This window comes from Pseudomonas sp. 2835 (assembly GCF_050435905.1).
Classification (GTDB): Bacteria; Pseudomonadota; Gammaproteobacteria; order Pseudomonadales; family Pseudomonadaceae; genus Aquipseudomonas.
The window spans coordinates 54,676-69,205 of record NZ_JBNDLE010000026.1 but is presented as its reverse complement, the minus strand read 5'-3'; the positions used below and the strand labels follow the sequence as shown (position 1 = coordinate 69,205).

At 59.1% G+C, this 14,530-nt stretch carries 10 protein-coding genes; all 10 read left to right on the top strand.

Translation table 11 applies throughout. The features are described from left to right. A partial coding sequence (locus tag ABIE20_RS25145) for a bacteriophage T4 gp5 trimerisation domain-containing protein (RefSeq protein WP_429508089.1) occupies positions 1-885 on the top strand: 885 nt, incomplete at its 5' end. Further along, positions 885-1,754, top strand: a complete 870-nt coding sequence (locus tag ABIE20_RS25140; RefSeq protein WP_429508087.1) for a VRR-NUC domain-containing protein — start codon at positions 885-887, stop codon at positions 1,752-1,754. The genes ABIE20_RS25145 and ABIE20_RS25140, both read left to right, overlap by 1 nt. A 2-nt stretch (positions 1,755-1,756) precedes the next feature. Next, positions 1,757-3,313, top strand: coding sequence for a type VI immunity family protein (locus ABIE20_RS25135; RefSeq protein WP_429508086.1), 1,557 nt, complete (start codon positions 1,757-1,759; stop codon positions 3,311-3,313). A 98-nt stretch (positions 3,314-3,411) separates the two neighbouring features. Further along, on the top strand, positions 3,412-4,230 hold the full coding sequence (locus tag ABIE20_RS25130) for a DUF6708 domain-containing protein (protein ID WP_429508084.1): 819 nt from the start codon (positions 3,412-3,414) through the stop codon (positions 4,228-4,230). 102 nt (positions 4,231-4,332) lie between these two features. Then, positions 4,333-5,136, top strand: coding sequence for a DUF6708 domain-containing protein (locus ABIE20_RS25125; RefSeq protein ID WP_429508083.1), 804 nt, complete (start codon positions 4,333-4,335; stop codon positions 5,134-5,136). Positions 5,137-5,362: 226 nt separating this feature from the next. Further along, a complete protein-coding gene (locus ABIE20_RS25120) occupies positions 5,363-6,571 on the top strand; it encodes a DUF2169 family type VI secretion system accessory protein (RefSeq protein WP_429508082.1) in 1,209 nt (402 codons plus the stop codon). 175 nt (positions 6,572-6,746) lie between these two features. Continuing rightward, positions 6,747-8,486 (top strand): dipeptidase, encoded by a 1,740-nt coding sequence (locus ABIE20_RS25115; RefSeq protein ID WP_429508080.1) that lies wholly within the window; start codon positions 6,747-6,749, stop codon positions 8,484-8,486. Between the two features lie 246 nt (positions 8,487-8,732). Then, entirely contained in the window at positions 8,733-11,336 is a 2,604-nt protein-coding gene (locus tag ABIE20_RS25110) for an autotransporter outer membrane beta-barrel domain-containing protein (protein WP_429508094.1), read from the top strand. Further along, positions 11,336-12,187, top strand: a complete 852-nt coding sequence (locus ABIE20_RS25105; protein ID WP_429508078.1) for an alpha/beta hydrolase — start codon at positions 11,336-11,338, stop codon at positions 12,185-12,187. Before ABIE20_RS25110 ends, ABIE20_RS25105 begins: the two co-directional genes overlap by 1 nt. A 422-nt stretch (positions 12,188-12,609) precedes the next feature. Next, positions 12,610-14,388, top strand: a complete 1,779-nt coding sequence (gene tssF, locus ABIE20_RS25100; RefSeq protein ID WP_429508076.1) for a type VI secretion system baseplate subunit TssF — start codon at positions 12,610-12,612, stop codon at positions 14,386-14,388. Positions 14,389-14,530 lie beyond the last annotated feature (142 nt).

Here is a 14,530-nt window from a genome sequence, read left to right as displayed (position 1 = left end):
CTGGGGCAGGAAGAGGTGTTCATCCATGCCGAGAAGGACAAGAACGTTCATATCAAGCACAACAATGGGGTGTTTGTTGGCAATGATCGCAGTGAGAAGGTCGAGCGCGATGAGCAGATCGAGATCGGCCACGACCGCAGCGAACGGGTGGGTAACGATGAGCGGGTTGAGGTTGGGCAGGATCAGTATTTGCAGGTGGGGCGTGATCGCTTTCAGACCATTGGCCGCAACCACTCGCTCAACATCGGTGGCGATCGTATCGAGGAGGTAGCCAACAATCGATTAGAGAAGATTGCCGCTGACTATCACTCCGAAGTTGGAGGGAACGCCCAGCATTCGGTGAGAAACGCCTATCAGCTGTCTGCCTGCCACAGTATCGAGCAAAAGACTACCCGCTTCGAAGTTGCCGCAGGCGAGCGAATCGAGCTCAAGGCCGCTGGCGGGAGTATCACCATCGATTCCAGGGGCATCACCCTCGACGGATTGACCATTCATTTCAAGGGAATGGTGACCAGCGATGCAAACGGATCGGGTAATTCGTTTACCCATGCACCTCCCTCTCCCGCTCCACTCGGCAATTTCTTGGGCCGCTACACACTGGTGAAGAACGATCAACGCGCCTTCTCAGGTTACCGCTACCGCATCAGTACTGGCGCGAGCGTACTCGCCGAAGGCTTGACCCGCACTTCAGGCGAAACCGATTGGGTGACAACCGAGAACGTCCAAGCCGTGCAGGTCCATAAGGCCGTCATGCGTGAAGACCAACGGATCACCGAGGACTGGCAGTCAAAAGTGGCTGCGATCGACTGGCAAGCTGCTGAGTACAGTGCAGATGAATTGTTTCCGGACGCATTGATTGACTATTACATGGGAGTAGATGACTGATGCCAGCCCCCGCCGCTATTGCGCGTGTAATCGAGACCGCCTATCGCGCCTACAGGGCGCATCAGGTTTCTGAGGCAGTAAAGAGCGCAGCAGATCTGGCCGAATTCGCGCACGAGATTACTGAGCGCAGAAACAAGATCAAGCAAGTTCTTCAAGCCACCATAGAGAAGATGGCGCAGGAAGTTGACAGCAAAAGTTCAACCTTTGCTCAAGTCGACCACGGTGGCAATAGCACCGTATCCAGAAGAGGCAATGAAAATATAACGTTCAAGGAGTTCATTGAGCGCAAGGTTCCCTTTCGCCCTGCCATTAGCCAGGTGTGTACCACTGCGTTGCAAATACCCATCAAAACACCTCGACGGATTCGCAAGAAGATTGGTGATGAATTGGTCAACAGCACAATCGAGATCGCACTCAAGCAACTCACTGCCTCGTTGTTTTTCGAAGCCATTGACGAAGCGCTGGACTGGCACAGCCCACTCAAGGCTGAACCCAATTACAACCGTGCTAGCAGCAAAGCTCTGCTGGGTGAACCACCGACACGGCCCAAGCGCTTTGGCAAGGTGACGTCATTCTGGCCGCGACCTCGGGGAAGCCTTGCACCGGACTTGGTGGTAGTCGAGTACCGACAAGAACCCTTTGAAATCGAAAACGTTTTTGCGGCAGTCGAAATCAAGTTCCCCAGGGATTGGGCCAAGGCGATACAGATGAAGGAATACGTCGACCTCATGACGCCAAAATCCGGGGTGAATCGAGAGAAGATCGGCAAAGAAAAAGTAGCACTGCTGCGGGTTCCGGAAGATTGCACTGGCTTTGAAGCGGAAGAAAAGAAAAAAACCCCATCGGCACAAACACGGAAGAAAAGATAGCCATGAGCACTACTCACCAATTATTCACCTCCGAAGAGCGGGACTTGTTTGTCAAACTACTAAAAGAATGGCCAAACTCGGAGTCTGGCAACACAGAAGCCACTTATAGCGTTACACCATACATCACCTTTTACTTCTTACCAAAAGAGGAAGAAAACAAAGAAGCTTCAGCACTCTTAGTTGATATTCACGAGGAGTTTGAACACCTGGCCGGGTACCCCTATAGCATCTTCATGCACGGCGCCGCTGCACGCCCTCGTCGCTATGATGCATTGCACCGCCCTGACCTTCGAAAACTGGCAAGAAAGACTGAGCCGTACGAATACTTTGTCTTCGAGTTCACCGATGAAGAAAACCATGCCTCTTCACCGACGACGGCCGGCTACTTTTGGCGCAGCAAGTTCAAAGCAGCCGACTGGAAAACGGCCTATTCATCCATTGTCTTTTACTACCGCTGGCAATGGTGGCTGGACAACCGCGAGGCGTGGCGCACATTTGTGCTCAAGACCATCGACCGGCTCAAAGCCGACCAGGTCTATAGCGGTTTTGCCATGGCCAACCCGCTGGAGTTCGGCACACGTGCCGCCGTCACAACCTGGGAGCGCGCCTTGACGCCTGCGTTCTACGGCTTGGATATCGATTACCCGTACGGAATGGACAACGAGTTACTCAACGGCATTCGCCCGCCCACGTGGGCCTTTTTGCTCGCCGACCCCTGGCGCGAGAAACTTGACCTGACGCGTGAGCAAGTGCACAACGCCCTGGCGCATCCGCGCATCAGTATCACCGAATTGCAAAGCGGCCTATGGATCGAACTGGGCGAACAACCGGAGCTCTATCCCGCCGAGTATGGCGTGCCTGAGTTGCCAATGCTGTTGAACAAATTGTTAAAGCCCATTCGCTACGACGACTTGGGGTTATTGGGATTTGGTCAATGGGACGGCGATCCCAACGAGCGCTTCACCGACGCGGACGGCCGTCGCTGGATGGGCCGCTTTGACGCCGACAGCGACTGGCCTACACCCTTCATGCGCGTTGGCGCGCTGCCGACGAAGACGTGCACTCTACCACCTGCACCGGCATGCGCCGTCGCCGGTATGCCATGCCTCCAAGCCGGGGTTTGGCGCATGGTCGGCCAGGCGGACAGCCGCCGAGTGTTTGAACAGGGGGACATCCTGCCCCACTTGAGCAATGAGTCGGATGACGGCTTTGTTATCTGGCAGCGCGACCCCGACCAGACCCCGCCGGAACCGGCTCGTTACGCCAACAGCCATGAGCCAGCTCCTCGCGCAGGGCGCTGGGAACTTGAGAGCGACCCGTGCGTGTCATGCGAACTGCGCGTGAATGATCTGCTCCCGCTTCATGCAGATCAGATTGTGCGCTGGCGCTGGCTTGGCTTCGGGCTTCGTGTACTCAGTGGGTCACTGTGTCCATATCCTGGAACATGGGTATGTGAGTACAAAACTGGCAGCAAGCGCTTTTTCGAATACGAGGCCCCGATGCCGACCATCGACGGCGAAAAAGTCGTCTGGTTTTGGTTGGCCATATCGCCCCTGTGAGACTCGCTACTTGGTGGTCATTGACTGCAACAACCACTCGCTACTGCCCAAGCAGAACGTATAAGCCGCGACCAAAACGCCATAGAGAGCACTTTCCAATGTACATATTTGACGACGCTATGAAATATAGTCCACCCTTTCTCGACAATCCGGCTCCAGGGCGCAAGTACGACCTGCCACGTCCGAACCAGCCACCAACTATGGAGCCTTCCCCTCTATTGCTGGCGAATTCGCCAAATCACGTAAATGACATATATTTGGAACTTGCCCGCTCCACGGCGTGGATTCGTGGAATCGGGCTTTGGTGTGCAGCGTGTATGGCTGCAACAACAATTGCACAGGCTTATTTTTTTGTCCTTATCAGCTTTAGTGCCCCCACCGCCCTACCTCCAATTTTATATATATCAGAACTAGGAATTACGCTCATTGGATTGTGGCTAGTCGCTTATATCTGGAGAATGGACACCGAAGCCCCCCGAGACGAACCTATTCGGTTCAACCGCCTCCGTCGCAAAGTCTATGTATACCGTTTTTTCCATAATGGTCTTCTTCCTTTTAGCCGATCTGCCTGGGGGGTACTCCCGGTAGCATACGATTGGGATGACCTCCACGCAGAAGCCTGTAGAGGCTATGTTCCTGGAACAGCCAGAGTAGAGAACATAACAATTAGTGTTCTTAAGCCAGGTACAAACGAGGTATTAGATCGCTTCCCGTTTTCCTGTGACATTCTACAAGGCGAAATGTACTGGGCCATGGCCCAACTATTCATGCAGCAAGGTCCGCAGGCATTACCCCACTTCCCTCGCCCACCCCGCGACTGGAACAACGAAAAGGTCACCTTCAATCTCGCCCGGCGCCTCGAGCCCAAGGTGAAATGGCCAGAAGACATGGACCTTGAGTCAAGGTCGGCACCTTGAATTTAACAATTCCCCAGTCTCCACACCTGAACCGATGCCGTTAACTGAGAAAAGCAAATCAGGTGCGAGCAGACCCATTTTCCGGTTTGTTGGAATCCATTTATGCCCTTCATCTCTCCTTTACTCGATAAACCGGCCCCAGGTTGGAAGTACGATTTAACGACCCCAGACCTTCCCCCGACCAGACAACCACATCCATCAGTATCTTCAACCCCTCCCAACTACGTAGATGACGTTTACCTTGAACTGGCATGTGCAAAACTGAGAGCGCAAGGCATTGGTATCTGGTTATCGGTCTTTCTGTTCTTTTGTTCCATACTTGCGATATCTATCCTGTCTGCCTATATCTCAATGGCAGAAAGTGCGCCCTCACTTATTATCAGCATAGCCTTTACCATTACCTTCATCACAAGCGTATGGGGAGGCATCTACTGTTGGAGAATGGACGTAGAAGCCCCCCGCGACCAACCCATTCGCTTCAACCGCCTGCGCCGCAAAGTCTACGTCTACCGCTTCCTTCATGACGGACGCCGGCCATTCAGCCGCAGCGCCTGGGGGGTACGGGTTGAAACTTACAACTGGGACGATTTACGCGCTGAGGCCTGTAGCGTGTATGGCCCCATGGGCACTGGCGGCTTCATCGAAACAGTCACCCTCGCCGTGGTCAGCCCCGGCACCAACAAGGTCATCGACCGCTTCCATTTCGCCCACGGCATCCAGCAGGGTGAAATGTACTGGGCCCTGGCTCAGTTGTTCATGCAACAGGGGCCGCAGGCGCTCCCTACCTTCCCTCGCCCACCCCGCGACTGGAACAACGAAAAGGTCACCTTCAATCTAGCTCGGCGCCTCGCGCCCAAGGTGAAATGGCCGGAAGATCTGGATCTGGAATCACGGACGGCACCTTGATGCCCGTAAAAGAAACAGCCCCTACTCAACAAAGATCAAGATCTCCTCCGACATATCTGACAGACAAAAGCAAATGGCACTGTAGGACGCGTCTGATTTCCATCCCCTCTCTTGAGGCGCCAAGCCCCACCCACCTAGATTCCCCTGACGCTTCCCCTGCAGGTACAAGCCCAGGGCGCGACCCCAATCAACGGCAAGGATGTCGACATCAATTCAAGGACCCACGATGGAATTTCACAACCAGACGCCCTTTGCCGCAGTGTGCTTCAGCGCGCTCGACCCTCGGGGCAACGAACATCCCGTGGTGGTCATCAAGGTTGGTTATCGCCTGCTGCCGATTGCCGGCCAGCCAGGGCACTGCAGTGCCGAAATGATGGCTGATGAACCGGCCCTGCTCTGCGCAGCCGATCGTTACTTCGGTGAACAGGGCCAGAGCAGTGTCTATGAAGAAAGCGACCTGGCGCCGTTCAAACCGCGCTGCGATGTGATCGTCAACGGCCATGCCTACGCCCCCGGCGGCGAACCGGCAACGTCCTGGACTGCCGGCATCCGTTTGAGCGCGCCCCAGGGCGAACAACCTTGTATCGCTCGCGACACCCTGCTCGACAAGCAGCTGCGCTTCAGCGGCCCGCGTCACTTTGAACATGGTCTGTTCAGCGGCTGGCGCTTGTCTGCCGCGGAGCCTGCCACCTGCGTGCCGCTGCGCTGGGAGTATGCCTTCGGCGGCAGCAGTGTGTTGCCCAACCCCGGCTACCCCGACACTTGCGCAGATCCCTACCTGCTCCATCAGGTCTGCTATAGCAATCCCCTGGGCCGAGGCTGGATCGAAAAGCGCCATGAAAAACACGCCTGGTCGATGGACGCGCCGCTCCAGCGCCTGGCGGCCCCGCAAATCGAGGCACTCGACAGGCCGGTCACCCACCTGCACATCACCCACCACCCGGACGGCGACATCAGTGCCGCCGACATGGCTCAGCTGTCTGCCACCTACGGCTATTGCCCGGCAGGCTTCGGGGTGGTGGGCCGGGCCTGGGCACCGCGCCTGGCCCTGGCTGGCACCTACGACAAGGCCTGGCAGGCAAAACCCTGGCCGGGGTTACCCGCCGACTTCGACTTTGCCTACTGGAACGCCGCCCCCGTCGACCAGCAAATCGACTTTCTTCCCGCCAGGCTGCGCATCGAACTGTTCAACCTCACGGCTCCCGCCCTAGGCCACAACGGCCAGCTCTGCGTGGATCTGCCCGAGCATCGGCCCTTCTTGCTGATGCACTTGCGCAACGGCGAAGCGCTGGCGCTCCCCCTGTTCACCGACACCCTGCATATCGATACCGATGCCATGACCTTGTCGTTGACGCACCGGATCAGCCTGCCCCGCCCTGATGACATCGAGGCACTGGAGGCCTGCTTCGAACCCGAGCCGCGCGCGGCTGACTGAAAACGGCAAGCCATTCCCTCACGGCACTTTTTCGTTTCTGCGTCGCTTTTACGTTTCTGTGCGACACATCCCACTTCAGGCACTCCCGTACCAGGCCCTCATGGTGGTAGCTTGGAAATGTTTTGTTGCATCCATCCTTTCTCATCATTTGCCTGCAAAGGAATGCCCCCCCGCAATGAATTTCGCCCTGAAAAAACTGGCTGCGGCCACCTTGATGCTGGCTGGCCTGGCATCGATCACCACGTCTGCCTATGCCAACCTCACCCCACAGCAAAGCGCAGCCATTCTCAAAAGCTTCAGCGACGCTTCGGTCAAGGATTTCCGCCAGTTCCTCGCCAGTGTGGCGAAAAGCGAACTCGGCAAGGCCGACAAGCTCGACCAGAGCATCGCCGCCTTCCTCGCCAACAAGCAGCTGACGGCTGAACAACAGAACGAAATCCATCGCCTGCTGGGCATCTATGCGCGAGTCAAGTACGGCGATGCAGCCACCCAGACGCTGCGTGAACTGGTGGCCATCCCGACCTTCCGGGTCGACGGCATCGAGCAGCACGACAATCCCGAATTCATCAAAATTGCCGAGAAGATCAAGGGCCTGGCCCAGGCCTTCAACCTGAACTTTCGTAACATCGACAACCGTGTCTATGAAATCTCCCTCGAAGGCCAGGGCGATGAAGTAGTCGGCATCCACGCCCACGCTGACGTGGTGCCGGTGACGCCGGAGAACTGGGTACTCAAGGACGGCACCCGCCTTGACCCGTTCAAGGTCACCCTGATTGGCGATCGCATGTACGGCCGCGGCACCGAAGACGACAAGAACGGCATCGTCGTGGCGATGTACGCGATGAAAATCATCAAGGAGGAGAAGCTGCCGCTGGCACGCAACTTCAAACTGCTGGTCGACACCACCGAAGAGACCACCGGCGACGCAATCCCCTACTACTTCGAGCGCAACCCGACGCCCAACTACAACCTGGCGCTGGACGGCGGCTACCCGGTGGTGATCGCCGAGAAAGGCTACGGCACGGTCATGGCCAGCTTTGCCCGACGCGCAGGTGAAGGCAACGGCGCAGAAATCACCACCCTGAGCGGTGGCCTGGCCACCAACCAGATCCCTTCGACTTCGGTGGCGACCCTGGTGACCGACAAGCCCGCCGAACTGGCTGCGACCCTGCAAAAAGCCGGCGCTGAGTATGCCAAAGCCAATGGCGGCAACTTCGAGGTCAGCGCCAAGGTCGACGGCAAGGACGTCAAGCTGACCGTCACCGGCGTCTCGGCACACTCCTCTGAACCTGAGTCCGGGGTCAACCCGGTGGCGCGGATGCTCGACTTCATCAACGGCCTCGACGGCAAGGTCGCGCTCAAGCACAACCACATCACCGACGCCGCCCGCTACGCCGCCGACAACTGGGGCCTGGACTATCTGGGCGGCAAGCTCGGCGTGGGTTTCTCCGACAGCTTCATGGGCCCGCTGACCACCTCGCTGACCTACGTCGGCCTGGATGACAAAGCCTTGAAACTGGCCGTCAACCTGCGGGTGCCAAAGGGCAAAAGCCCGGAAACCCTGAAGAGTGAAATCGCCGCCAAGCTGGATGCGTGGAGCAAGCAGAGCCACATTACCCCGACCTTCGACTACTCGATCGCCGAGCCGATGTACCGCAACCCCGAGGGTGAATGGGTCAAGGCGCTGCTGGCGGTTGCCAGCGAGAACCTGGGCATGAAGCACGAGTTCGGCACCTCCGCTGGCGCCACCTCGGTGCATGAATTGCCCAACGGCGTGCAGTTCGGCCTGGCCATGCCCGACGTCAAATACACCGGGCATAACGACAACGAGTTCAAGACGGTGGAGCAGTTCCTTCTGGACCTGCAGGTGGTGACGGAAATGATGGGGCGTGTCGGACAACTGCCCAAGCTCTGACCCGTGCGGCAGGCCCGCTGTTGTGGCGGGCCTGCCTTGCCGCTGCTACCGGTGGCGTTCATGGCGGCGCAACCGTTGCGGGTCAAATAGCACTTGTATAGCCAAATGATATCATTTTGACGTCAACTAATTTACCATCGCCGCGCTCTTCTGCGTGGCTCCCCCTTTTTTGTCGCTGCAAGGTCCAGCCCGCACGGAAGCGAAGCACTCAAAACGCCGTTAAAGGAATGAACCGTGACCCCCGTGATGTTCCGCAAGACCCTGCTCGCCCTGGCCGTAACCGCCACCGCCCTGCCCGCCCTCGCTGAAACCGTGCAACTGACCAACGCCGGCTTCAAAAGCGAGCACCAGCGCTACAGCGGCAACCTCGAGATCAACGGCGCCTACAGCGGCGGCAGCAATGAAGATGCCATCGAGCTCAATGGCTCGAGCATCGAGAACGACCTGATTCTCAACGCCACCATCAACAGCACCGGCGACTTCGCCGGCGGCGTCGACATGGACGTGTGGGAAGGTACGCAGCCGTGGGTCGCCAACAGCGTTGGCGGCGACGTGATCAACAAGGGCAGTATTTCTGCCATCGGCGGTGGCGCCAACGCGCTGATGATCGACCCGGCGAAGATCGGCGGCAGCGTCATCAACGAAGGCCTGCTGTACGCCGAAGGTGCGCCATTGAGCGACGACGGCGGCCGTGATGTTGCCCGCGCCGTGGATTTCTCCGGCTCGTCGGTGATCAAGGGCGACCTGCTCAACGCCGCCAGCGGCAAGATCATCGCCAAGGGCGAAGATGCCAAAGGCATCAACCTTGAAGGCGGCGAGATCGTCGGCAAGGTCATCAACCGCGGCCTGATCGAAGTCACCGGCGCCGGCGCCACCGGCATCGACGCCACCACCAGCGGCTCGGGCATGTACACCGACATGGTCGACCTGGCCGGCATCGAGAACCATGGCACCATCATTGCCAATGGCGACGACGCCGAGGGCATCCGCATCGACGGCGCCAGCTTCACCGGCATGAACAACCACCTGGTCAACACCGGCACCATCCGCGCCGAAGACGCCGCCATCGCCATCGGCTTCAGCGACTTCGACAGCCCGGGCGCCCAGCCCTGGTACAAAGCCGAAGGCGACTTCAACATCTTCAACAGCGGTTCGATCATTTCTGCCGACGAGGCTATCGACGCCTCGGAAAGCAACCGCCCGGTCGAACTGATCCTGCGCAAAGGCAGCGTCATCGTCGGTAACCTGATCGACCTGAGCAACATCGAGATCGAAGGCGACACCTCCTTCACCGGTACCGACAGCCACGCTGACGGCGCCAACATCCATATGAAAGACGGCGGTTGGATCGATGTCGGCGGCCTCAGCGACGACCCGAAAACCACCCTGACCTTCGAAGCCCCGCACACCAGCATCGACGGTAACCTGTACGTCGCCGGCAACTCGGCCCTGGGCCTGAACCTGAGCAGCGCCACCGACGCCAACAGCGCCGTGCTCAAGGTCAGCGGTACCACTCAGTTCGGCCAGGGCGCCCAGCTGCAACTGGCGGCCAAAGGCGAAGACTTCAACGCCAATGGCAGCCGCTACACCCTGCTCCAAGCCGGCCAGATCGAACTGCTGGGCGCCGACGGCGAAACGGTCGACCCCAATGGCAAACTCAACCTGGTCAGCAGCTCGGCACTGCTCAAAGTCGACAGCTTCACCGTCGACAATAATCAGGTGGTGGCCGTGGTCACCGGCAAGGGCAAGGAAGAAGTCGAACAGATCATCACCAACCAGGGCGGCTCGGCCAACAGCCAGAAAGCCCTGGGCAGCCTGACCGCCGACGGCATGATCAGCAAGCTGGCCAACAACGACCCGTTCAAGCAGGCCCTGCTCAACGCCGACGAAGCCCAGGTCGCCAAGCTGGCCTCCGAGCTGACCCCGGAAACCAACGGCGGCGCGACGCAGGCCGCCACTACCAGCCAGAACCTGGTCAGCAACGTCACCGGCAGCCGCACCAGCTCGCTGCGCGGCGCCTCCTCGGGTGAAGGCTTCAAGGAAGCCGGTGTCTGGGTGCAGTCGCTGTACAGCGATGCCTCGCAGGACCTGCGCGACGGCGTGGCCGGCTACAACGCTTACAGCCGCGGTATCGCCGTGGGGGCCGATGGCAAGCTCAACGACAATCTGACTCTGGGCCTGGCGTACAGCTTCATCAACACCGACGTGAACGGCAAAAGCGGCAACCAGACTGAAGTCGACAGCCATGCCTTTACCCTCTATGGCGGCTTCGAGCACGGCAACTACTTCGTCGATGCCAGCCTGACCTACGGCTTCAACGACAACCAGAGCAAGCGCAGCATTGCCGGCACCCAAGCCAAGGCCGACTACGACAGCGACCTGCTGGGCCTGAACCTGATCGGTGGCTACACCTATCACATCAACCCGCAAGTACTGGTCGAACCGCGCCTGGCGGCCCGCTACAGCCTGGTGAACATCGACGGCTACCGTGAAAAAGGCTCTTCGGCAGCGCTGAAAGTTGAAGACCAGCGCTATGAAGCCATTGAACTGGGTGCCGGCCTGCGCGTTGCCGGCAGCGTCGCCCTGGGCGCCGGGACCCTGGAACCGCAAGCCAAGCTGATGGCGTATCACGACTTCGCCGCTGACGAAGCAAAAAGCACCTCGACCTTCCTGCTCGGCAGCACGCCGTTCGTGACCAGCGGTGCCAAGGCGGCGCGTGACAGCTATGAAGCCGGCGTGGGTGCCGACTACAAGCTGGGCGCGGTAACCCTGGGCGTCAACTACGACTACATCGGCAAGTCGGGCTTCGATGCCGACGTGTTCTCGGCGAAAGTCCGTTACGACTTCTGATGAGCCCACGCCTTGCCGGCCCACGCCCGTGGGCCGGCGTCGGTCGAACCTTGGGGGCGCTGCTAGTCAGCGCCCTTCTTGGTGCCTGCCAATCCCCCTATCAAGCGCTACAGGAGCTGGCTGAACAGCACGGTCGACACCTGGAGGTTGTGCCGGGACAGCCATTTCCGCTCGCCATGCTGGCACCACCTGACCAGCGTGCAACCGAACGTCTGCGGGTGTACCTGGAAGGCGACGGCCATGCCTGGGCCACGGCCAGCCAGCCGAGCCTCGACCCCAGCCCGCGCAACCTGCTGGTGGCGCGCCTGGCGATCAATGATCCAACCCCCAACGCCTACCTTGCCCGGCCCTGCCAGTTCGTCTCGGCTGCCGGTTGCACGGCGGCGCTGTGGTCCGATCGGCGCTTTTCCCAGGAGGTGGTGACCAGCCTCAGCCAGGCCCTGGACCGGCTCAAGCAACGCGTTGGCAATCGCCAGTTCGAGTTGGTGGGTTATTCAGGTGGCGCGGCATTGGCCGTGCTGCTGGCCGGGCAACGGGACGATGTCACGCAGATCCAGACCCTCGCCGGCAATCTTGATCCAGGCTTGTGGGTACAGCTCAAAGGCTTGTCGCCCCTGAGCGGCTCGCTCGACCCGATGGTTTATCGCCAGCGCCTTGAAGCATTGCCCCAGCGCCATCTGCTGGGCGGTCGCGACCAGGTGATTACGAGCGAGATCAGCGCCAGTTTTCGCGGCACGCAAGCCTCCAGCCGGTGCAATCAACGGGTGATCATTCCGGCTGCTAGCCACCAGCAGGGTTGGGAGAACGCCTGGGCGCTTTGGCAAAGCCAGGCGATCGGGCCCTGCCAATGAAAGCGGGCATCGCCGCCGCGATGCCCTCCTTGGCGCAAAGGACTTGCCACCGGCCCAGGCCGCCCGGATCACGAAACGGTCAAATGACAGCACGTTTTAGCACCTTGGCAACTTTTATCAGCACGCAGGCCCATGCTGAGCTGGATGACATCAATCCACCTGCCGCCGAAGAGATAGACCGTATCATGCTGTCGATTTAGCAGCTTAAACATGCCTCAATCCGCACTAAAAGAACACGAACTTACATCTTGTCAAAACATTTACGTTGACGCTTCAACCTCTCTGGCTAAAACAATAAACCCAGACCGAGCCATACGTGGAAGTTTGAAAAGCAAATATTAAAGAAGCTTCCTACAAACAATAAAAGACACTAAACAACTCCCCCCAATACGTTGAATACAAACGTTCACGCAGGGCCGCACATGTCGTTGAAAAGTCGCTTTATGGAAGAACGCCGGCGCCTGCGCGAACTGGCCGACGAATTTGCCGAAGACGATCCGCGCCTGGCGCACTTTCTCGGCAGCGAAGCCTCTGACCCCGACGTCGAGCGATTGATGGAAGGCTTTGCGTTCCTGACTGCAAAGCTTGCGATGAAGATCGATGACCACCTGCCGGAAATCACCCAGCCGCTGCTGCAACTGGTCTACCCCAATTTCCTGCGGCCCTTGCCCAGCGTCACCCTGGTGCGCTTCGACCCGATCGATCACGCGCTGAGCGAAAGCCAGCTGATACCCAAGGGCACCGCGCTGTTCTCCAAGCCGGTCAACGGCGTGAACTGTACCTTCCGCACCTGTACCGACGTGACCCTCTACCCCTTGGTCATCGATGAGATCTGCCACATCGACAGTGCGGACAAATCCATTGTCCACATCGACCTTGGCGCGCTGACCGAGCAACCGCTGCGCCAGCTCGACTGCGACCAGTTGAGCTTTCAGTTGGGAGGCGGTGACAGCAACGCCCTGACACTCTATCAATGGTTGTCACAGCACCTGCACAAGGTGGTTTTGCACATCAACGAACATCGCTATTCCCTCCCGCCCGCGACCTTGACCTTTGCCGGCTTCGAACCCGGCGAGGCACTTCTGCCAAGCCCTGGCGCGCACCTGGACGGCTACCGCCTGATACAGGAGTACTTCTATTTCCCACAGCGCTTTCACGGCTTCAAGCTGACCGAGCTGCGCCGCTATTGGCCGGACGCCGCAGCCAAACATATCCGCCTGGAACTGCGTTTTGACACACCCTTTCCCAACGGTTTCCAGCTCGACCGCGACAGCCTTTCACTGTACTGCACACCGGCCATCAACCTGTTCGACCACCCGGCCAGACCCATCCGGCTTGACGGGCAGGCCGTCTGCGAGGCCGTGCAACCCAGCGGGAGGCGAGCGCAGGCCTATGAGATTTTCAGCGTTGACAAGGTCGCTACCCGACGCCGGGACACGCAGACATCGCAGGGTGAAAAAAGCCTGGTGTTCGCGCCCTACGAAGCATTGCACCGGCGTGTCGAACGCGCCAAAGAGCGTGCCGCACCCTATTACAGCGTGACGCTCGAACAGGACCTGATCAAAGAGCGTGCGCGCCATATCATCCGCCTGCTGCACGCTGATCAGAGCCCTTACCGGGGCCAGCAGCAGACCCTCAACATCGAGCTCACCTGCTGCAATGGCAACCTGCCCCTGCAACTGGACATCGGCGATATCAACCTCACCACCCAGGCCACGCCATCGTTTGCCACCTACCGCAACCTTACCCGCCCGACCCGCTATTACCCACCAGCGCTGGATGACGACCTGCACGGGGATGTGCAATGGGGACTGCTTTCCAACCTGGCCCTGAATGACCTGTCGCTGTCCTGCGCCGACGCACTCAAGGCGGTGTTGCAGGTCTATGACTTCGTGGCGCCCTATGACCTGCAGCACAAACGCGCTACCCAGCGCCGCCTGAACGCTATCGAACACGCCAGCACCGCGCCGACTGACTGGTTGATCAAGGGCCTGCCCGTACGGGGCATGCTCACCACGCTCAAGGTCAACCCCAGCGCCTTCGACAGTGAGGGCGACCTGCAGCTGTTTGGCAGCGTGCTTTCGCACTTCATGGCGCTGTATGCCAGCGGCAACTCCTTTCATCAACTGGAAATCATCAACAGCGTGCGCAACACCCGCTTCGTCTGGCCCGCACGCACCGGCCAGCAGCCGGTGATGTGAACCCAGCAGACCGCCACTACCTGAGTTGGCAAGTTCCGCAGTCGCTGAAAGAACTACGCGTGCGTTGCGCTTAGTTGCGCTCGATAACCTGCACGTCAGTCGCCCTGTAGTCAGCAGGGCGGACTACTGCACCTCCAAGAAA